Origin of the sequence: Cryobacterium sp. TMT1-62 (assembly GCF_004403145.1) — a bacterium.
Classification (GTDB): Bacteria; Actinomycetota; Actinomycetes; order Actinomycetales; family Microbacteriaceae; genus Cryobacterium; species Cryobacterium sandaracinum.
The window spans coordinates 32,728-53,541 of record NZ_SOGZ01000040.1; the positions used below are offsets into that span (position 1 = coordinate 32,728).

Below are 20,814 nucleotides of genomic sequence, written 5' to 3' on the forward strand. Positions count from 1 at the left end.
GTAAGACGGTCCTCTTGCGGAACTCCGCACGGATCCGTGGATTGCCCGGCCGCATGCACCGATCGCAGGTGACTCCGCACTAGGTGCTGGTCAGCGGTTTCTGATGATGCGTGCAAGCTCTTTCTCGAGGATGACGGTTGCCCAGGTGCTGTCGTTTCCGGGTGGTTCCATGAGTAGGTGAATGGCAAGGCCATCGAGAACGGCGTGCAAATGGCGCGCTCGTTCTACCAGTTCAGGGCCGCTGGGCCTGCAGGCCAACTTTTCGGCCAGTCGGAGGCAGCCGTTCCCCAGTTCTTCGTAAGCGCGATTTCTGATGGAAACAAGTTGCGGCAACGCAGGGCTTTCCGCAATCAGCGCGATATTGACCTCGAGTTCCGCGCGACTATCAGCGGTAAGAGGCAAGAAGTTTTTCAGGACCTCCAGCGCGTACTCCGCTGGGTTCGAGCCTTCACGAATAGCGAGAACGCGGTCGGTGGCGCGCTGCACCATGAGCTCGGCGGAGAACTGCAGGAGTTCAGCGCGGGTGGGGAAAACATGACGCAGGGAGCCGACCACCACGCCAGCCTGCTCGGCAACGGTGCGCACCGATACCGCGCTGATTCCTTGGTCGAGGATGATCTGCCACACCGCTTGAGCGAGCTGTACCTTGCGTGCGTCCCGGTCGATCGTTCTCGCCATAAATTGATATTAGCACGGGCGTGCTAGTTTGTTTTCAGGGCCTAGACGCATCGACTGGGGGATTTATGATCATTGCCATCATCGTCGCCTCCGAAATTGGCTTCTGGGTTTTGATCGCATTGGGTCTCGTCGCCCGATATATGCTGCGTCTGAAAAGGACCGGACTGACCTTGCTGGCGATGACGCCGGTGGTCGACGTCATCTTGCTCGTGGTCACGGCGATGGATCTGACATCGGGCGCGACGGCGACGGTCTTCCACGGGATCGCTGCGATCTACCTCGGCTTCTCCGTGGCTCACGGGCACAAGATGATCGCGTGGGCCGACCGCCATTTCGCCTATCGGTTCGCGAATGGGCCGCAGCCGATCAAGCTCTACGGGGGGGGGGGGGGGGTATGCGGNGGTTATGCGGTCGAGTGTTGGAAAGACGTCGCGCGCACAGCGTTGGCTGTGGCCGTGGCTCTGGGGACCATTTGGCTGTTGACCGTGGTCGTCGATAACGAGACCAGAACCAGCGCGCTCAACGACCTCAACAGCATTTTTCTCCTGGTCGTTGCGATCGAAGTGTTGTGGGCCCTCGGGTATACCCTCTGGCCGAAGAAGCGACCGACATTGAGCCCATTGGTCGACGTGCACGCGAACGCCACATCCGGGCAGCAGTAGAAGCCGTGACTCTGCCGACAGCGCCTCCGGGGAGCGATCGACGGACTGTCACCAAGCTCGGTCGAGTCCTCATCTGGTCAGCCGGGGCGCTGGGCGTGCTTGCACTGATCGTTTTACTGACTCTCTCAACCGACGGGATTCGTCAATCCTCGGATCCCGGGTCACCGATCACCCCTCTGTGGGTCGTGCTCGTGCCTCCCTTGGTCGCAATTGCCTTGACACGTGCACTGCCGTGGAGCGCTCCAGCGCTCGAACCTACGGTTTCTAATGCCCGTGCGATTCGACGCAGCGGCATGGCGCTCCTGGTATGCGCGGTCCTCTTTCCCCTGGTCACTAGCATCACGGAAATTGACGACTCGGCCTGGTACTTTCCAGCCAAAGTAGTCATTCTGGACGGGATACCCGCAGCATTGGTGTGGAGATCTTGACGCAATATCAAGATTGCCCGCCCCCGTATGGCCTGGCAGTGGTGGGCGCCGATTGTTCTCATTGTGGTCTGGACAATCCTCTCGCAAGCGAGCCCCTGGATAGCGGTCCCTACTTTTCAAGGCGTGGACCTGGGCTACCTAATCGTTGGCGCAACGCTGACCGCGCTTACCGCTGGCGTGGGCGAGGAACTGTTTTACCGGTACTGGTTGCAGACACGGGCGGAAGCGCTTCTCGGACGCTGGGGCGGCGTCGTTCTGGCATCGTTTGCTTTCGCGATCATGCACCTTGGAGGAGACCGACAAGGCAACGGGCTTCTTGTCGAGATTGCGGCCGTCATCATCGTTCAGGGCTCCTTCGGCATCATGCCACGAGCTGGCGAAGCAACGTCTAACCGGGTACCCGAAATGACGCACTGAGCGTTCCCTCCTGACACCCAACCTGAAAGGCGGGAATAGGTGTGTTCTTGACCCGAAGCCTGCTGATGACTAAGCGCTTGGGTTGCCGATTCGTTCCATCCATGTCTCGGGGATACCCAAAGCGGTGAACCCTGATTTGGAATACAACCCGTGCGCATCGTTGGTCGAGAGAGCGATGCGCCGCAGACCAAGCGGCTCGAACTCTTCCAAGACTCCCTTGATGAGGACAGCGCCAATGCCGCGGCCTCGAACCTGGGGGTCGACGAACACATCGCAAAGCCATGCAAAAGTCACTCCATCCGTGATGACCCGCGCGTAGGCGACTTGCTTGTTCGATTCGGTGTCGTAGACGCCGAAGTTTCGTGAGCCGTCTATGGCTGCATCCTGCCGGGCACGTGACCTCCTTGGCGCACAATAGGACTGTTCGCTGATCCAGCGGTGCACTTGGTCACGGTCTATATCGGCAACGTCGGCTGAGAACCTATAGTTCGAATCCATCCGCCCATCTAATCGGTCTTGGGCGGACTGCGCCCGACCAATCGCCGTAATGCAAGGAGTATGCCCGCCCGTCGTTCCTGCAATCATTCAATTAGGCGGAGGGTCGTCGCCAGAGTCTCGCGGAGATGCCGGCGCTGAGAGCGACGAAGACGGCGGCTGCCGCAGCTGTGGTGAGGAAAGTTGAACTCACGTTCCAGCTCTCGACGAGGAAGCCGCTGAGCGCGCTCCCGGCCGCAGCACCGACGTTGTGAGCGGTGTTCACCCACGTTGTTGACTCGGTCTGTCGGGTCGTCCCACCAAAATCGTTGGCTGCAAAATACGCCACGATCATGACCGGGGAAAGGAAAAGTCCAGCGGCCGAAATGACCAGTCCCAGGGAGATCGTCGACGTTGCGAGGCCAGCACCGGCAGAGGCCATGATGAACAATATCGCCAGGATCACGAGTTGGCGCTGCGAGGACACCGTGATGTGAATAGCGCCATAGGCCAGGCCTCCAACGGCGCTGCCGGCCGCGAACAGGGCGAGGACAACCCCCACCGCTGCGGCATTACCGAGGGTGGCAATCATGGCCGGGACCGCAACGTAGATGGTGCCGACCACGAGGCCGACTGCCAGCACCGGCAGGAGCAGCGCGATGAATCGCGGTTCTGTGAGCAGGGGCGCAGCGCTGGCTGCGTCCCTGCGTGACGCGTCGACCGGGGTCGCGGCCATCGCGGGGGAAGACATCATCAGTGCTGTCCCGACCAGAATCAGTGCGGCAGGGATGAGTAGGGCGGTACTCGGCTCGATGATGACCAAGAGCAGGCCGGACAAGGCGGGGCCGACAAGGTAGAGCAACTCCTCGAGGACTGCGTCCAGACTCAAAGCCTTTTTCAGGAGAACTGGAGTCGGGGTCAACGATGCCCAGGCGACCCGCATTGTCGGGCCTAGCGGTGGAGCAAACGCGCCGAGGAGGCCGGCCACCGTCACGCATAACCAGACTGGTGCGCCCGAGCTCGTGAGCAGTGCGAGAGCGACCAAGCTCAACCCGAAAACGCTGCTGAGCAGGAGGAGGACAAGGCGGCGACCAAATCGATCGAGGAGGCGGGCTCTGGCTGGTGCGAGGAAACCGGCACCAGCCCCGTAGGCGCCGACCGCGATACCGGCAGCGGAAAAGGACTGAGTCGCTTGTTCAATAGCGAAGAGGAGAGGCAGACCAACGAGAGGATAAGCGAAACGTCCGGTCAGGGCGCTCGAGAAAACAAAGGGGACGTGTTTGAGTCTGAGAACATCCGCGTAGGTCGCGAACAGAGTCGTTGCGGGCATGGTTAAGCTCCGAGAGAAATGGCGCGGCTTTTGCGCGCAGTGAATGAGGACCTGCTAGCTGAAGAAGTCAGCCCGGTCTTCAATCACAGATAGGGAGCATGCCGCAACGATAGCGGACGGGTGGCCAGACCAACGTCCGCCCACCAACACTGACCGACCCGGCTGGCCAGCGGAGATGTCGCGCAGACGTTCCCTTATGTGTGCCGTGTACCGTCGAGTGATGCCAAGCTGCGAAAGCTCCGACGGGTCAGCACTTCACTACGATGACGTGCGCCGCAAGGGCAGTGACGGCGACGAATGCCCGGTTATTCTCCTTGCCGGAGGAGCTGCCCGCCACCCCAGCTACCTTGGTGATCTGGCCGGGCTCAGCGATCGGCACCGGCTCATCGTGCCCCATCTGCGAGGTGTCGGACGCACGGCCGCGCCGGACCAAGAAGAGCTGGGGTCGTTCTGGTCTCAAGCCGACGACATCGAGCACCTGCGTGTCCATCTCGGCCTCGATCGCGTCGTCCTGGTGGCTCACTCAGCGGGAACGAGATTGGCCATCGCCTACGCGGCCCAATTCGCGCTCCGCGTTGCCAGATTGGTGCTGATCACTCCTCCGGCGGCTTATCTCGTCGATGAGCCATCCGATGCCCATACGCTGAGCGAGAAGCGGCGCGGAGATTTGGTTTTCGAAGCCGCTTTCGCAGCTTTGGAAGCGGGGCCCCAGACGGTTGACGATGACGGGTTCAACGCCTGGCAACAGGAAACGGCGCCGGCCGGATACTCCAACTGGGGCGCAACAGAGCGATCCCATGCGACCATCGGGCGATGGAGCCTGCCCGCCACGAAGGCGTATTTCAGTATCGCCCCACCGCGCGACCTCACGGTGCGGCTGAGGCAGGTGTTGGCCCCCGTGTTGGTGATTGCCGGAGCCGAGGACTGCCTCATCGGATTAGCGCCGGTGGCCGCACTGGCACGCCTCTTTCCCACAGGTGAATGCGTGGTCATCGAAGGGAGCGGTCACTACCCGTGGGTCGAACAGCCGGCTGCCTTCCGGGGAGCGATCGACGCGTTCCTCAAGCAGTCGTCCAAATCGGCTACGACGAGTGGCTGATTGCCCGGAAAAGGTTCCCGACCGAGAACTGGCTAGAGTCCGAAGCCACCGTCCGTCGTCAGGACCTGCCCGACGATCCATCGGCCTTCATCAGTGGAGAGCCATCCGATCAAACGCGCGGGGTCGGCGGGAAACCCGAAACGTCCGAACGGAGTGTTCCGCACGAATTCTTGAATCTCCTCAAGCGGGCGATCCGTCGTTTCCGGATCCAGATATCCCGTATTGACGGGTCCGGGGTTGATGGTGGTGAGAATGATGCCCCGCGCCAAGAGTTCGCTGGCCACGTTGGTGTGACCCCAGCCCGGGCTGCCTTGCTTGCCGCATAGGTAACCTCGCCCTGCATCGCGCCGTGGAGCTGACCCGACGTCATCCAGATGACTCGACCAGTCGCGAATTCGTCGACCGGGACGGCGTGCTCGGGTCGTTCTCCCGGACGTCTTGGTGCGGTGTCTCTGTGACCGGAGAACTGCTCAGCGAACGCTCTTGTCAGCAGAAGCGTGGAGCGGGTGTTGACCTGCCAGTGACCATCGAGCAGCTCCGGGGTCATGTCGAAGATGGAGCCATCGCTCCCGCTGCGGGCGTGGTTACAGACGAGGATGTCGACTCCCCCGGTGAGCCCGCAGGCAGCCTCCATAAGCAGGCTGGCTGAATCCGGCACGGCCAAGTCGAGGCTTACGTCACCGAAGACTGCGTCTGCAATCTGCGCTGATGTGATGCCTACTAGGACCTCGCCGAGGTCGTCGCTTCCCCAGGGCTGTTCGTCGTCGTGGGGCGAATAGTGCTGAATGAAAACGTTAGCGCCGAGTTCGGCGAAGTGATGGGCCACGGCAAATCCGATGCCCTTGCGACGCGTTACGCCCGTCACGAGTGCGGTCTTGCGGAGGACGGGCAATGAGGGAAACGGCATGTGGAGACTCCAATATGTGTAGTGAAAAACAGCAAGAAGAAGGGATGCTGGCCCGCTGACGCGCGGACTCACTACTGGGCGTCATGCCCTACAAAACCACGTATCTGCCGCACATGCAGTTGAAACTAGCTCTCCCCCGGCCTCGTCAGCAATGGGATCGTCCTGTTTGCCCGCCAACGCAAGGTCAGCACCCTCAACATCGCCACCCTCGGCTCCCTCCTCGAATGGCGCGCCATCGTCTTTAGCTCCAAATGCCGACCCATCATGGTCAACACTGGCCGCTGGTTCCGCGATGATACCCTCACCACCATCATCAACCGCACCCCGACCAGGACACCAAGCCCCACGCCAGCGCCGATCCCAGCGCCGGATGACACCACTGCAGCGGAGGCGGCAGCTAATGGCTAAGCACGACGATTACGACTCGGCCCACCCCGAAGACGACGCGGTCGACGTCCGATTGGCCCTGACCCCAGCGAGTCAACAACGAGCTCTTAGCGTTAGGCATAAAGTTCAGATACCTGACCAAACTTTTTATTCGGCGCTGGCCGGCTAGCGCGGCTAGGTTTCTATATCCCGGGTCACGCTGATCATGACCTGGTAATTATCGTCAACGGGTCGGTTGACGATCATTGTGGGTGATGCTGCGCAGGGTCGTGTTCATTTTCGGGCCTATCTGCTTCGTGGCGCGATAGCTCAGCTTGTCGCGATGAAAGTGTCCCCTTCTGATTTGAGCAAGAACGGCACTGTACCTGGTGCGATGTATGCGGCTTCTCCCTGCTTTAGCACCCAAACGTTGCTGCCTTGGGTGACGGTCGTGGATCCAGTAGTCGCGAAGACCACGGCAGATTCGTTCGGGATGAAGTTGACCGTTGTGCCGGCATCGGCCCTCATGAGTTGGAAGTCGGAAACGGGTACGTGGTACTCCACGAAGCCGTCGACACGGGTAACCGGCTTAACGTACGGGACGCGTGTAGGCCGGAAATCCAGCACCCGCAAGAGCTCTGGGACATCGATGTTCTTGCTCGTGAGCCCACCCCGAACGACGTTATCGCTGGCGGCCATAATCTCAACGCCCAGGCCTGCAACGTGGGCGTGGATGTTTCCAGCGGGCAGGAAGAGTGCCTCGTTTTTTCGAAGGCTCACGAAATTGAGTAGGGCCGCGATCGCGATCCCTTGGTCCCCGGGGTAGCACTTGTCGAGGCTTAGCAATAGCTGGGCCTCGGCTGCCCAGACCTGGCTATCGTTCGATCGTGAGGCGCCGACGAGCGCCCTTACTAGAGTAGCGGGCTGACGTGTGAGGACAGCCCTGACCGTCGGTTCGATCCCGACGTTTTCGAGCTGGTCCCGGAACCCCTCAATGAGGATTGACGGCCTCGCGTCTGCGGGGGCTGCAAGGTGTTGTAGGAGCTTCAGAGACTGGTCAATAGCGCGGAATCCGCAGAGTGCTTGAAACCCATCGGCTAAGGCCACGATGAGCTCAGGCTTGTGCCATTCATCTTTGTAGTTGCGATCTGGGGCGTCTCTCGGTGCCCCTCGTCGATTCTCTTCGACGTAGCCCTCTCGGGCGCGTTCGAGGGACGGGTGTGCCTGCAGGGAGAGCGGCTTTGCGGCGGCGAGAATTTTGAACAGGAACGGCAGCCGGGTCCGTTCGCCCAGCGCTGCCTCCGGTTGTGTTGCGATCCACTCGTTCAGCGTGGCCGGCTGGCCGGCATGAGGATCAAGGATGTAGGTGGTGCTGTCCGGGTGGGCCCCCATCCAGAGCTCCGCCTGCGGTGACCCATCGGGCGCGACGCCGAGAAGCTGCGGAAGAGCCGTGGTGGACCCCCAAGCGTAGGTCTTCGGCGTAGCGGTAATTCGGTTGAACATGGTGACTCCAAGGGACGGTAGTTGTACCAGGAGAACTCGAGAGGATGGCGAAGGGAAGCGGACGCTCATCTGCGATGCGTTAGATTACGGAGCGCTCAACTGGGGGATTTGGTCATGTGCGATTCATCGGCCAGTCGGCGAATATTGTCACGCGGGGCGTCTGCCAGCCGGGTGGGGCTGTCAAGAATTAGTGTGCTTCGGCGGTTGGGCTCGTATTCTGGCCAGTAGTCGAGAGCACCTGTCGTTGCAAAAGCGACCCAATATTGGCTAATGACGTCGCGCAGGGAGTATGGGGCGTTGAGCCCCGCTTCAGCGCGGGCCCGTTGCGAGTCATCGACGTGGCGGAAAAGAAAGGGCAATTCGAGGGAATGCCCGGCCCCTCTAGCCCACGTTGCGTCCTGTTGTTCCCAAACGAAGAGATATGACCTCGTCGAGCCAGTCGCCTGTGTACGCGCGTCAAGAAGGCGCTGGCTAGGTTGGCGGTATGTGGTGTCCGTAAGGCAGGCTTCGAGTAGTTCAGCGGGTGTTGCGCCGCGGCCGGTGTCGAGTTGAAAGGCATCCCTGTAAGCCTCGAATCGGCTGAGGGATCTTTCTCCGAGTGGTTCTTTGGACAGCAGTGTGCTGAGGGAGCCATCTAGGACTGCTTGTGACGCGTGTGTGCCGCGTTCACGCAGATCCACGTGCCCGCTTGCCTCGTTCAGGTTCGTTCCCACGATCAGGTCAATGGCCGCCGACGCTCCCCCAGCGACAGCGGCCACAGGGTTGCTCAGCAGCAGACGCCCATCAATCGATGGGCGAAAGACCGGAACAGGTTGGGGTCGCCCGGCGGAGTGCTTTGCAAGCAGGTGTTGTTGCGCGCGGATAATAGTGGACCACGGCAGGTCGATGATGCCGGCGGGATCGCCGCCGAGGTGGAGCAGATCGAGCAGTTCGTCGGTTACGGCCTCTCCGTAGGCACGTGAGCCCACCCGTTCGGGATCTCCGCTTTGGACGATGGCGCGGCGCATCAGCCCTGCCGCGCGTGGTGATGCGAGAAGGGTGGCGACCATGGTCGCCCCCGCGGACTGGCCGGCGACGGTGACGTTAAGGGGATCACCGCCGAATTGGGCGATGCTGTCGCGCACCCATTCGAGCGCGGAGATGATGTCGACCAGCGCGAGGTTGCCGGATTGGCTGTAGTCCGGACCGAGCAGGTGGTCGAGAGTGAGGTATCCCAGGGCGCCGAGGCGATAGTTGATTGAGACGACGACGATTCCGCCAGACGCAGCAAGGCGTACACCGTCGCGAAGTGGGTCGGCGTTAGACCCGGAGATGTGCAGGCCACCGTGTATCCAGACGAACACAGGCAGTTTGTGCGCCGACGGATCAGGCGTCCAGACGTTCAGGTTCAGGCAGTCGCGCTCATTGATGAGTAGCCCGCCAGGGTCGTCGACGTGCTGGGGCGAAGCTGGTCCGGCTTGTATGGCGTCTCGAGTGCCTTTCCACGGTTCGACGAGACGTCCGGGTCGGAACCGTTGGGTTGCCACGCGGTACGGGATACCGCGAAACGCAGCCGCTACACCGTCGGGCGTGGTGACGACGCGGCCGCGGAGAATACCGTCTGGTGTGTGGACTAGCGAAGCTGTGGAGTCAGCCACGGTCGATGGCTGATTGATGGAGGACTGGTCCGTGTCCGGGCGACAGCGTGCTTTGCAGGACCAATGAAGACGCGCCGATGGCGGCCGCGTCGCGCGGATTTGCAGAGAGTTCGACGCTGATGGGATGTGCGCGGCGGGCGAATCTCTGCGACTCGAGCCGGGCTCTGATGACGCGGGTGTAAATGGACCCGGCGATGGCGACGCCGGGTCCAGTCAATATGAGGGCGTCGAGATCGAATAGATTCGCCAGAGTCACGGCGCCCTCGGCCAGGTACGCCGCGGATCGTTGTAGGAGTTTGCCGGCTGCAGCGTGTCCGTTGATGGCGGCGAGTCCTATGACGTCGAACTCGCGGGCATTCCGTTCGATTTCGAAGGTGAGGTCCAGGTCGTCGAATGCATGCTTATTCTCCGCTGCTTCCTTGACCACGGCCGATGGGGCGGCGTAGCGTTCCAGGCAGCCGATGTTGCCACAGAAGCACTCGCGACCGCCGGGAACGACCGTTACGTGACCGATCTCAACCGCGTTGGAGCTTGCACCCCGGTACAACGCCCCGTCGAGCACGACCCCGGCACCAATTCCCGACCCGATGTATATGCTGCCGAAAGTCTCGTGCCGGGAGACGCCGCGGCTCCAAAACTCGCCTATCCCCGCCGCAGCGGCGTCGTTCTCGACGAGTAAGGGGACACCGATCCCGGAGCCGATTTCCTCGCGCAGCGGGAAGTCCCGCCAATGTTGGAGCGTCGGAGGGCCAAGCACTCGTCCTGCTTTCTGGTCGATCGGCCCCGGGGCGACGACGGCGGCGCCGGCAATCGTGGTTCGGTCCAGCCCGCTCCCGCGTACAAAGTTTTCGTACCCGCGAACGATGCGGCGAGTGACCTCCTCTGGCGGGTCCAGTGCCGCACCGTCGATCTGCTGGCGTGCGATGACGCCACCCGCGGTGTCGGTGGCCACGAGGGTAATGGCCTCGAAAGCGAGCTGAATGCCGACCGCGATGCGAGCACGGGCGTTGATCTCGAGCATCTGGCGCGGCTTACCGCCGGTTGCGGTGGATCCAGTTAAACGGACTATTCCGTCGGTCAGTAATTTGCGCACGATCAGAGAGATCGCCGGCTGCGTCAACCCGGTCGCCGCAGTCAATTCGACACGACTAATCGGACCGGAGGAGCGGATCAAGTCGACAACTAGGGCCCGGCTGCCCGGCGCCGCCGCTGTGGCCTCAGGACGAGCCATCGTTTCTCCTCTCGATCTGCTCGCTAGCGTACGGTAAAGCAGCAGGCGCACCGGTCTGTCCTCTGGCAACCGGTGTGTCACCATTCTGCCGACTGCTGCTGCGGCGGCATGAGTGCATGAGGCACCTACGCTGGAGATGTCTAACCGAAAGTAGGACCCCGTGAGCGATTTCCCCTTGCTGCGCCCGATCGGCCTCGCCCTCGTTCGGGCGACGGAGATCATGGGCGCAGAGCCGTATTTCCATGAGTTCATTGCGGGCGTGGAGCGGGCCGTGCGACCTGCAGGATATTCGGTTCTCTTGAATGTGCTTCCAGATACGGAAGCGGAGGCGAAGGCGTACCGCCGATGGAGCGCCGACGGCGAAGTGAGCGGCGTCATTCTTGTCGACCTCACTGTCAACGACCCTCGACCCCAGCTGGTCCACTCGCTTGGCTTGCCCGCGATTGTCGTTGGCCCGCCCACGGCAGCTCCGGGCTTTCGAGCCGTATGGACCAATGACGATATGGCCATGCGCGATGCCGTCGAATATCTTGCCGGACTCGGCCATATCCGGATTGCTCACGTCGGCGGCCCCGCCAATCTGCTGCATAGCCAAATCCGGCGCGACGTCTTCCTCAACGAATGCGCACGTCTTGGTATCGAACCGATCGAGCAAAACGGTGACTACTCCCGCGAATCCGGCGGGCGCTGCATCAGCGCCCTGATCAGGCACAAGAAGCCACCGACTGCCGCCATCCTTGACAATGATCTGATGGCGCTCGGTGCGCTGGACTCGGCGCAAGAGCTGGGGATCTCGGTTCCAGGTGCCCTTTCCCTGCTTGCCTGGGACGACTCCGCGCAATGCCAACTGAGCGAGCCCTCGCTGTCGGCGGTATCGCATGATGTCCAGGTCATCGGAATGCTCGCCGGTCAGGGACTGCTCGAAGAGATTGTCTCGGTCTCGGGGCAATCCATCGCGAGTCCCCCGGTGGTAGTCGTCGCCCGCGAATCGACCGGGGCGCCGATATTGAACGTTTCGAGCTAGCCGTCGAATCTCTTGCATGAAGATACCTCCTCAAAAAGTATTACATAAGTAATTTATATATGTTCTTGACTCCTGCTAACCAATCCGCGACCATGGGTTACGCCACAGCACCGTGCACTCGCTCGGACCGCTCGGCAACAGATACGTCCCCGGTCGAAGGAGCCCTGGCAAAACATGAAATCTGCCACCCACCAGTCCGCGTCACCGCGGCAGCAACATCGCTCATCCATTGCGGGACTAGCTCTCGTTGCGATTACCGCCGCGTCCCTCGTCGTAGCCGCTCCCGCCGGCGCCACCGAGAAGGGGTCCGACTGGAAGAACGAAAACAAGGCCTTCGTGCAACGCGATGGAAGCTCTCTGACCCTCGATGGCGAGCAATTCCGCGCTAGCGGAACCAACATCTACTGGCTCGGTCTCGATGAAAACGTCGGCGGAGTCGACTACCCGACGTTCTTCCGGATCAAGGACGCACTGGATACCGCCGCTGTGATGGGCATCACCGTGGTGCGTTCGCACATGACCACGTCCACCAGTCAGGACAATGCAGATCCGCTGGCGCTCATGCCTAAACTCGGTCAGTACAACGATGAGGCCTTCCGCACCATTGACTTTGCCGTGGCCTACGCCGGAACACTGGGCATCCGCTTGGTGCTACCTCTGACCGACGAGTGGGAGTATTACCACGGAGGCCACCGCGATTTCACAACTCCGCTCGGGCTTAACGCAGACCAGTTCTACTCTGACCCATCCGCCATCGCCGCCTACCAGGACTACGTAGACCACATCCTGACGCACACCAACTCGATCACCGGTACACGCTTCGTTGACGACCCGACGATCATGGCCTGGGAGCTCGGCAACGAACTCGAGGGAATGACCCTCGATTGGATCAACAGCCAGGTCGCCCATATTAAGGATCGGGCTCCGCAGCAGCTCGTCGCAGCGGGTCGCCGCTTCGACATTGACCCGGACACCCTCGCGGCCCCCGACCTCGACATCGTTGACGTTCACTACTACCCTCCAACGGCCGAGCGTGTCTCCGCCGACGCCGCAGTCGTTGCTGCCGCCGGCAAGATTTACATCGCGGGCGAGTACGCCTCCACGGCCGCCACCGGAGAACTCCTGGATGCCGCGGCCGCCGATCCGAACGTCTCTGGCATGTTCTTTTGGTCGCTCTTCGGCAACAACGACCGCGGCGGCCAGGTCCAGCACGACGACGGATTCACCCTTCACTATCCGGGAGACTTGGAGCGGGCGAAAGAAAACGTCGCCGCCATCCAGCACTACAGCGCCGCGACAGGAAGCGAGCCGGGTCGTCTCAAAGTCGGCATTCCTCTCATAACCACAATCGATCAGAATTACGGTATCAACGTGGTCGCCTGGCGCGGGACAGCGGGTGCTGCCGGATACATCGTGCAGCGTTCAACCGACGGGGGAAAATGGGCCGACGTGACTGACGGGCCGGTGTCCGCCTCAGCGTCACCCGTCACCGATTACGAATCTCCGGATGGTGCCGCCTACCGGGTGATCCCGGTCGACGCCAATGACCGACGCCGGACTGCCTCCGACGCGGTCGCGGCACCCAATGAAGGAGCTGTCCTCGTCGACCCGCTTGAAAGCTGGTCACTTACTTCCACACACGACGGGACCGACATCCTCGCCACACCTGCCGGCGGCGTTGCCGCAGGCACAAAGGGCGGCACCGCCAGCATCACCTGGGAGAGCGATGGTCTCCTCAGCGCGACGTTCAAGGTCACCGATTCTAAATCTGTCGTCGTGTCCACGAGCGTCGATGGAGTCAACTGGACTGACGTTCCTACCAAAAACGTGGTGCGAGCAGGGCACCGCTTCGTGATCGCGAACGGTCTCTCCGGAGACGCCGTTCGCCTGAGCTGGAAGGGCAACGGCAAGGTTGAACGCGCCACCATCACTAGCGCAGCAGTGACTATCGCATTGTTCGACCCCCTGAACGACTTCTCGAAGACTGCGCAACACAACGGGAACCTCTCGTTCGACAGCAGCAACCCGACATCATTCGGCGGCGATACCTCACGGGTGAAACGCGACAGCAGTAACCTGGCAAGTCTCTCCTGGGCGTTTGATGACATCAGCGGCGCCGACATCGACGCGTGGTATTGGCCCGACCAAGCCGTGGCCGCGCTCACGGTCGAGGGCTCCGCCGATGGGTCTACCTGGACAACTCTGCAAACGCAGACGCGCGCCGGTGTTGGAAATTGGAAGCCCTACACCTACAGTGTCGAGGACTTGACGGGCGTCAACCATCTCCGAGTTTCCTGGCCCCAGTTCGCGGGCGAAATCTGGACCCCCCAGATTGGCTCGGTCAGTATCTACTCTCCCAACGCAGCACCACTGACTGCACCCGGAGCGGTGGAGCTCGGAACTCCCGCAGCCGCCGCGGCATCGGTCACCGCCACACCAGCCTTCTCTTGGGAATCCGCCGTCTCCGCCGCCTACTACCGGTTCGAGCTCTGGAAGACAAACGCCCCCGGTACGCCCGTTACGTCCGCAACCGGCTTAACCGCGACGGGATATCGGCCGGCTCTCGAGCTGGACCCGGAGACCACCTACTCATGGCAGGTGACCGCGGTGAATGGCGCCGGATCGACAGCGTCAGAACGGCGCGACTTCTTTACCGCAGCCCTACCCACTGAACCCACAGTTGTCGACGACTTCGACGACTACGCAGCTGATTCGGACCTGCAGGCCGCTTACGTCCGAAATGCTGGTGGCGGCGCAATCAACCTCTCGCTCACCGCGAACGACGCCAACGGCACCAGGGCTGCTCAGTTCGATTACGATCTGGGTACCGCGGGCTACGCCGGCACTGTAAAGACCTTTAGCGGCGCACAAAACTGGTGGGGATACTCCGGTCTAACCCTGAACATCGATGCCGACGTCAGCAACTCCCTCTCAGTGCAGTTCGTCGCGAACGGCGCCTACTGGGAAGCGTCTGTGACGCCACTGACTAACGGACCACAGACAGTCAATATCCCCTTCACTGACTTCGCGCCACCGTCGTGGGCACCACAGGCCGATCTTGACCTCACCTCCGTCACCCAGTTCGCGCTGTATATCAACGGGACTGGCACGGGAACCATGACTATCGACGACATCACCACCGTCGTGGTCGCCCACTAACACCAACCTGCTTCTACCCCTCTGTACATCAATCCGAACGCCCCGGCGCCGATGACGGCGACGGCCAACCAAGGAGAATCATCGTGCAACACACGCCACACACCCGACGAAACGCACTGATGGGCGCTACGGCCATCGCTGTGACGGCCGCACTTGCCCTTACCGGATGCACCGGCAACTCCGCAGCCAACGACTCTGGAGAACCGGCCGGCGAGATCACCGTGCTCACCAACCGCACCGACCTCGTTGACACCACCTTCGCCGACTATGCCGAGACCTTCGAGAAGAAGTATCCGGGTACCACGGTGAAGTTCGAGGCTCTCACCGATTACGAGGGCGACACGAAGATCCGCCTCAACTCCAAGGATTTCGGCGACGTTCTGCTCATCCCCAGCTCAAACGTCACCAAAGACAAGTTCGCGAACTACTTTGAGCCTCTCGGCTCGACTGAAGACCTGGCAAAGAAGTACCGCTTCACCAACGAAGGCTCCTTCGACGGCACCGCCTACGGCATCTCCACCTTCGGCTCAGCGATGGGCTACGTTTTTAACCGCGATGTCTGGGCAGATGCTGGCATAACAAGTCCCCCAACGACGGAGGCCGAATACCTGGCGGCTCTGAAGAAAATCAAGGACAACGGCGTCACTCCTTACTACACCAACTACAAGGACGGCTGGCCACTGGCCACGATCGAGGGCAATCTCGGAACCGTTCAGGGCGCCGACGTGCGCAGCCAGATGATCGCTGACGATGCCCCCTGGACGGAAGGTAACGACCAGTTCAACATCGACGGTCTGCTCTTTGACACGGTCGCGGCTGGCCTCAGCGAGGATGACCCCACCACTACCAACTGGGAGGAATCCAAAGACCTCCTCGCCACCGGCAAGATCGGTTCGATGGTTCTTGGTTCGTGGGCCGTCGCGCAGATGCAGGATGCGGCAGAAAAGGCCGGCGAATCGCGCGACCTCATTGGCTTCTGGCCGATGCCCTGGGCGCAGGACGGCACGTTCACCTCGGTGACCGCGTCCGACAAATTCCTCGCGATCAACAAGAACTCCGAGAACAAGGCCACTGCCCGTGCCTGGGTCGACTGGTTCACAGATGAGTCCGGATTCGCCGCGAGCCAGGGCGCGATCAGCCCCGTCATCGACGCCGCTGCTCCCGATACCCTCTCCGACTTCACCGAGATCGGCGTTGAGTACCTCGAGCTCGCTCCGGACCCGGTCGGCAAAGAGGCCGTCATCACCGATATCGCCAACGAGGCCGAGATCGACCTCTTCGGCAACTCCTACCGCCAGGGGCTCATTGACGCCGCCCGCGGCGCGGGAGACGGCGACAAGAAGTCACTATTCGATGACTTGAACGAGCGCTGGGCTACCGCCCGCGCCGCCGTCGTCGAATAAACGACTCGACGGGCGGTCCGCCTAGCAGCGGGCCGCCCGTTTCCTCCCACCTTCAACCGCATCCCCCGAAGATGCCGAAAGGATCGACATGTCGATCACCGACACTCCTTCCCTCGAGGTGGGAGCCAGCAAACGGATCCGGCCGGAACGCAAACAGCGGCTGGCCGGCCGACGGATCACGCCGTGGCTGTTCCTGGCAGTCCCGCTTGCGTTCCTCATCGTTCTCACCTACATCCCCGTCGCGAATATGTTCTGGTACAGCGTCACTGACTGGGACGGCCTTGATCCAGAGAAAAGCTTGGTCGGGCTCGACAACTACATCAAAATCTTCACTGAACCGGAGATCTTCCGCGTCTTCTTGGTCAGCCTCTTCTACCTTGCCGGCGCCATCGCCCAACTCGGCTTAGCGCTGTTCTTCGCGGCCCTGCTGAGCTTTCAGACACGGTTCCGTAACTTCTTTAAGGGCGTTATCTTCTTCCCATACCTGATCAACGGTGTCGCGATCGGGCTGATGTTTCTGTACTTTTTCCGTCCTGACGGGACGCTTGACGCCGTCCTCGGCGCTTTCGGCGTGCAGAACACCCCGCAGTGGCTTGGCGATCCGTCGGTTGTCAACACGTCGCTGGCTGCGACCTCAGTGTGGCGATACATGGGGTTGAACTTCGTACTTTTCCTCGGCGCCATCCAATCCGTTCCTGCGGAGCAGTACGAAGCGGCTGATCTGGACGGGGCGAACTCTTGGGACAAGTTCCGGTACATCATCGTGCCGAGCATCCGGCGCATCCTGGGCCTGTCGTTCATTCTCGCCATCGCGGGTGCCCTCTCGGCGTTCGAAATGCCCTACATCATGACCGGCGGTGCCAACGGTTCTGAGACGTTCGTCATCCAAACCGTCGACACCGCATTCCGCTACTCCAAGGTAGGTCTCGCCTCGGCGATGGCTGTTGTCCTCCTCGCAATTGTCCTCATCATTACCGCAGTGCAACGACGCGTCTTCCCCGACGAGAAAGCGGGCCAGGAATGACCAGCACCCAGCCCAGCCCAGTGGACGCCACGGGACTGCCCGTGACGGACCACGCAATCGCAGCGTCTGGGAGTTCGGGTACGAAGAGCCCCCGTCGGCGACGCCGTGCAGGTGGATTTTTCGGCCGGCTTGGCAAGTACGCGTCCCTGGTCATCGCCTGCCTGTTCGCGCTAATTCCGATCGTGACGATATTCATGCTCGCCTTCAAGACGTCTGCGGAGTATCGGAGCACGGGTCCCCTCGTTCCCCCGAGCAACTGGTTCAACTTCGACAACTTCGTCATCGCCTTCACCCAGGGCGACATGATCACCGGATTCGTGAACACGGCAATCATCCTCGTGATCTCGATCACTGGCACTGTGCTCATCGGTACCATGGCTGCGTACGCTATCGACCGGTTCCGATTCCGCGGCCGGTCCCTGGTCACCGCACTGTTTCTGCTCGCGACCCTCGTCCCGTCCGTTACCACCCAGGTGGCGACCTTCCAGGTCATCAACGCCCTCGATCTTTTCAACACCCGATGGTCGGCCATCCTTCTGTTCACCGGCACTGATATCGTCGCGATCTACATTTTCCTGCAGTTCATGCAGTCGATCCCGATCTCCCTCGATGAGGCCGCCACGCTCGACGGTGCCAGTCGATTCACCGTGTACTGGAAAATCATCCTGCCGCTGCTAAGACCCGCCGTTGCCACGGTCGTGATTATCAAGGGCATTGCCGTCTACAACGAGTTCTACATCCCTTTCCTCTATATGCCCTCACGGGATCTTGGCGTGATTTCCACGTCCCTCTTCCGATTCATGGGCCCATTCGGGGCGCAGTGGGAAGTCATCGCCGCCGGAACCATCCTCGTCATCGTTCCCACGCTCATCGCCTTTCTCTTCCTTCAGCGTTTCATCTACAACGGACTCACCTCAGGAGCAACAAAGTGACCGACACCATCACCGATCCGACTCTCATAAGCGCGGCCGTGCGCCCCCTGCACGACGGCTGGAGCGTCCGCGCGCAGCGCGGCCCCATCCCTTCCTCGGTAGCCAGAAAGTCATTCCCCGCAACTGTCCCAGGACTGGTACACACCGATCTGCTTGCCGCGAACCTGATCCCCGACCCCTACCTCGATCAGAACGAGAAGAAGGTGACCTGGATCGGCGAAAGCGACTGGGAATACACCACAACATTCGAGTGGACTGCCGACGGGCACGACCGCCACGAGTTGGTCTTCGAGGGACTGGACACTATCGCCACGGTAACCCTCAACGGTCATCAGATCGCTACCACCCGCAACCAGCACCGCACCTACCGCCTCGCGATTGATGAACTTCTCATCGATGGACCGAACGAGCTTTCCGTGTTCTTCGCCTCCCCCGTTGCTGAAGCCGACCGGGCCAGCCTCGAAATCGGCTACCGGCCGCACACCTACACCCACCCCTTCAACGCCATCCGCAAGGCCGCCTGTAACTTCGGCTGGGACTGGGGATTGGATGCGGCATCCGTCGGCATCTGGAAGCCCGTATCTCTGCACGCCTGGAGCACCGCACGGTTGGCGACGGTGCGACCCGTGGTGGTCGTCGACGAGTCAACCGGGCGAGTCAGCGTGAACGTGGCCATCGACCGCACCTCCGACGAACCAGTCGTCCTCACGGCAAGCATCGCCGGGGAGAGGTCCTCAGCCACCATCCCCGCTGGCAGCACGACAGCAACAGTCGAGATTGCCATCGCCAACGTTGATCTGTGGTGGCCACGCGGATTCGGAGACCAGCCCCTGTATGACCTCGCCGTGGACGCGAGCGTGAGCGGCGCCTCCGTCGACACCTGGACCACCCGGATCGGCTTCCGCACCATCGAAGTGCAACTTGAGCCAGACGCTGAAGGTTCCTCCTTCCGATTTGTCGTGAACGGCGAACCGGTATGGATCCGAGGCGCGAACTGGATCCCGGACGACGCCTTCATCACCCGCGTCGACCGCGCCCGCCTGGCACGGCGAATGGACCAGGCGGAATTCGCCAACATGAACCTGCTGCGCATCTGGGGTGGCGGCTACTTCGAGTCCGACGACTTCTACGAACTTTGCGACGAGCGCGGCATCCTGGTCTGGCAGGACTTCCTGTTTGCCTGCGCCTCTTACGCCGAGGAGGAGCCGCTGTGGAGCGAGGTCGAAGCTGAAGTCCGCGACAACGTGACTCGGATCATGCCACACGCGAGCCTGGCTCTCTGGAACGGCAACAACGAGAACATCTGGGGCTACGAGGAATGGGGATGGGCCAAGCGCCTGCAGGGACGCACCTGGGGGCTGGGGTACTACCTCGACCTCCTCCCCCGCCTCGTCTCCGAACTCGACCCCGGCCGCGCCTACACGCCTGGAAGCCCCTGGTCGGGCGACCCGGAAATTTTTGCCAACGACTACAACCACGGATCAGTGCACCTGTGGGAGCTGTGGAACAGAGTTGACTACCCGGCCTACCGCGACATCCACTCCCGATTCGTCGCTGAGTTCGGCTGGCAAGGCCCGGCATCCTGGTCGAGCATCCAACGGTCGATTTCTGACAACCCCCTCACCCCGGAGTCGCCCGGCATGATCCATCACCAAAAGGCGACGGACGGCAACGACAAGCTCACCGACGGCCTCGTCGCGCACCTACCCCTTCCGGACAACACCGAGGACTGGCACTGGGCCATGTCCCTCAACCAGGCGCTCGCAGTCACCCTCGCAATCGAGCACATGCGATCAGAGAGTCCTCGGTGCATGGGCTCTATCGTGTGGCAGCTCAACGACTGCTGGCCGGTCACGTCCTGGGCCGCCATCGACGGTTACGGTGTCGCCAAACCGCTGCTCTACGCGCTCAAGCACGTCTACCAGGACCGCCTTCTGACCGTCCAGCCACGCGCAGACTCTCTCGCAACCGTCGCCGTCAACGACAGCGCCGAGGACTGGGATGGTGAGTACGTGATCCGTCGCCTACGGTTCGACGGGACCGTCCTTGCCGAGAACCGGCAGGACGTGCACGTCGACGCGCGTTCCGCAGCGACGATCGCGATCGATGAGGAGACCGGCACACCTGGAGACGTTAACGATGAGCTGTTGGTCGTCGACTTCGGTGACACGCGTGCATTCTGGTTCTTCGCCGAGTATCGCGACTCCGCCCTCGAAGCCGCCCGCCTGTCGACCACAGTCAAGACGGTCGACGGAGGTGTGGACGTCACGGTGACAGCGGACAACCTCGTCCGCGACATCACTCTGCTGATCGACAAGGTCGACCCCCAGGCAGTCGTAGACGATCAGCTCGTCACCCTGCTCCCGGGCGAGTCCGTCACCTTACATGTCACTACTGACCGCCCAATCGATTTTCGCCAACTGGTGTCAGACCGGGTACTTCGCACCGCCAACCAGCTCGTGGCGGACTGGGCTTAGTTCACCGTCACACACGAGGCCTGACGGATGCCCCCATCCGCCGGGCCTCGTGTGCCCGGATGC

16 protein-coding genes and 1 pseudogene are annotated in these 20,814 nt (G+C 61.6%); 9 read left to right on the forward strand and 8 right to left on the reverse strand.

The genetic code is table 11. From position 1 onward, the window contains the following. Positions 1-90: 90 nt before the first annotated feature. The gene (locus E3T34_RS11600) at positions 91-678 is read right to left on the reverse strand and encodes a TetR/AcrR family transcriptional regulator (RefSeq protein ID WP_134343064.1); all 588 of its coding nucleotides are present in this window, start codon (positions 676-678) and stop codon (positions 91-93) included. A 65-nt stretch (positions 679-743) separates the two neighbouring features. Here E3T34_RS11600 and E3T34_RS11605 point away from each other — a divergent pair, with 65 nt between their 5' ends. Then, positions 744-1,340, forward strand: a complete 597-nt coding sequence (locus E3T34_RS11605) for a hypothetical protein (protein ID WP_134343065.1) — start codon at positions 744-746, stop codon at positions 1,338-1,340. 551 nt (positions 1,341-1,891) lie between these two features. Beyond that, complete coding sequence (locus E3T34_RS11610; RefSeq protein WP_166784743.1) at positions 1,892-2,185, forward strand: CPBP family intramembrane glutamic endopeptidase; 294 nt, start codon at positions 1,892-1,894, stop codon at positions 2,183-2,185. Positions 2,186-2,254: 69 nt separating this feature from the next. On the opposite strand, the gene E3T34_RS11615 is transcribed toward E3T34_RS11610, so the two are convergent. After that, on the reverse strand, positions 2,255-2,683 hold the full coding sequence (locus E3T34_RS11615; protein ID WP_134343067.1) for a GNAT family N-acetyltransferase: 429 nt from the start codon (positions 2,681-2,683) through the stop codon (positions 2,255-2,257). A gap of 91 nt (positions 2,684-2,774) precedes the next feature. After that, complete coding sequence (locus E3T34_RS11620) at positions 2,775-3,989, reverse strand: MFS transporter (protein ID WP_134343068.1); 1,215 nt, start codon at positions 3,987-3,989, stop codon at positions 2,775-2,777. Between the two features lie 220 nt (positions 3,990-4,209). Here E3T34_RS11620 and E3T34_RS11625 point away from each other — a divergent pair, with 220 nt between their 5' ends. Further along, positions 4,210-5,088 (forward strand): alpha/beta fold hydrolase, encoded by an 879-nt coding sequence (locus E3T34_RS11625; RefSeq protein WP_134343069.1) that lies wholly within the window; start codon positions 4,210-4,212, stop codon positions 5,086-5,088. Between the two features lie 32 nt (positions 5,089-5,120). Here E3T34_RS11625 and E3T34_RS16565 read toward each other — a convergent pair whose 3' ends face one another. From E3T34_RS16565 to E3T34_RS11645, 5 genes and pseudogenes are all read right to left on the reverse strand, one after another. Then, complete coding sequence (locus E3T34_RS16565; RefSeq protein ID WP_241977403.1) at positions 5,121-5,372, reverse strand: SDR family oxidoreductase; 252 nt, start codon at positions 5,370-5,372, stop codon at positions 5,121-5,123. Positions 5,373-5,608: 236 nt separating this feature from the next. Continuing rightward, positions 5,609-5,995: pseudogene (locus tag E3T34_RS16570) on the reverse strand (SDR family oxidoreductase); the annotation flags it as partial. A 696-nt stretch (positions 5,996-6,691) separates the two neighbouring features. Further along, positions 6,692-7,864, reverse strand: coding sequence for a mannose-6-phosphate isomerase, class I (gene manA / locus E3T34_RS11635; protein WP_166785895.1), 1,173 nt, complete (start codon positions 7,862-7,864; stop codon positions 6,692-6,694). A 95-nt stretch (positions 7,865-7,959) separates the two neighbouring features. Continuing rightward, a complete protein-coding gene (locus E3T34_RS11640; protein ID WP_166785896.1) occupies positions 7,960-9,501 on the reverse strand; it encodes a carboxylesterase/lipase family protein in 1,542 nt (513 codons plus the stop codon). After that, positions 9,494-10,783: an ROK family transcriptional regulator gene (locus E3T34_RS11645; RefSeq protein WP_198411498.1), complete on the reverse strand. Its 1,290-nt coding sequence runs from the start codon at positions 10,781-10,783 to the stop codon at positions 9,494-9,496. The genes E3T34_RS11640 and E3T34_RS11645 overlap by 8 nt, the downstream gene beginning before the upstream one ends. A 109-nt stretch (positions 10,784-10,892) precedes the next feature. Here E3T34_RS11645 and E3T34_RS11650 point away from each other — a divergent pair, with 109 nt between their 5' ends. From E3T34_RS11650 to E3T34_RS11675, 6 genes are all read left to right on the forward strand, one after another. Then, positions 10,893-11,756: a LacI family DNA-binding transcriptional regulator gene (locus E3T34_RS11650; RefSeq protein WP_134343072.1), complete on the forward strand. Its 864-nt coding sequence runs from the start codon at positions 10,893-10,895 to the stop codon at positions 11,754-11,756. A 489-nt stretch (positions 11,757-12,245) separates the two neighbouring features. After that, positions 12,246-14,915, forward strand: coding sequence for a carbohydrate binding domain-containing protein (locus E3T34_RS11655; RefSeq protein ID WP_370327559.1), 2,670 nt, complete (start codon positions 12,246-12,248; stop codon positions 14,913-14,915). Positions 14,916-14,998: 83 nt separating this feature from the next. Continuing rightward, on the forward strand, positions 14,999-16,318 hold the full coding sequence (locus E3T34_RS11660) for an ABC transporter substrate-binding protein (protein ID WP_241976919.1): 1,320 nt from the start codon (positions 14,999-15,001) through the stop codon (positions 16,316-16,318). Between the two features lie 88 nt (positions 16,319-16,406). After that, positions 16,407-17,342 (forward strand): carbohydrate ABC transporter permease, encoded by a 936-nt coding sequence (locus tag E3T34_RS11665; RefSeq protein WP_134343074.1) that lies wholly within the window; start codon positions 16,407-16,409, stop codon positions 17,340-17,342. Further along, positions 17,339-18,274 carry a carbohydrate ABC transporter permease gene (locus tag E3T34_RS11670; RefSeq protein WP_134343075.1) on the forward strand — a complete coding sequence of 312 codons (936 nt, stop codon included), beginning with the start codon at positions 17,339-17,341 and terminating at the stop codon, positions 18,272-18,274. Before E3T34_RS11665 ends, E3T34_RS11670 begins: the two co-directional genes overlap by 4 nt. Next, positions 18,271-20,751, forward strand: coding sequence for a glycoside hydrolase family 2 protein (locus E3T34_RS11675; RefSeq protein WP_241976918.1), 2,481 nt, complete (start codon positions 18,271-18,273; stop codon positions 20,749-20,751). Before E3T34_RS11670 ends, E3T34_RS11675 begins: the two co-directional genes overlap by 4 nt. Positions 20,752-20,814: the final 63 nt, after the last annotated feature.

Bases quoted from the DNA above. Each gene is read 5' to 3' on its own strand.
- E3T34_RS11625 (WP_134343069.1), top strand. From the start codon at position 4,210: ATGCCAAGCTGCGAAAGCTCCGACGGGTCAGCACTTCACTACGATGAC.
- E3T34_RS11600 (WP_134343064.1), bottom strand. From the start codon at position 678: ATGGCGAGAACGATCGACCGGGACGCACGCAAGGTACAGCTCGCTCAA.
- E3T34_RS11620 (WP_134343068.1), bottom strand. From the start codon at position 3,989: ATGCCCGCAACGACTCTGTTCGCGACCTACGCGGATGTTCTCAGACTC.
- E3T34_RS11615 (WP_134343067.1), bottom strand. From the start codon at position 2,683: ATGGATTCGAACTATAGGTTCTCAGCCGACGTTGCCGATATAGACCGT.
- E3T34_RS11670 (WP_134343075.1), top strand. From the start codon at position 17,339: ATGACCAGCACCCAGCCCAGCCCAGTGGACGCCACGGGACTGCCCGTG.
- E3T34_RS11655 (WP_370327559.1), top strand. From the start codon at position 12,246: ATGGGCATCACCGTGGTGCGTTCGCACATGACCACGTCCACCAGTCAG.
- manA (WP_166785895.1), bottom strand. From the start codon at position 7,864: ATGTTCAACCGAATTACCGCTACGCCGAAGACCTACGCTTGGGGGTCC.
- E3T34_RS11665 (WP_134343074.1), top strand. From the start codon at position 16,407: ATGTCGATCACCGACACTCCTTCCCTCGAGGTGGGAGCCAGCAAACGG.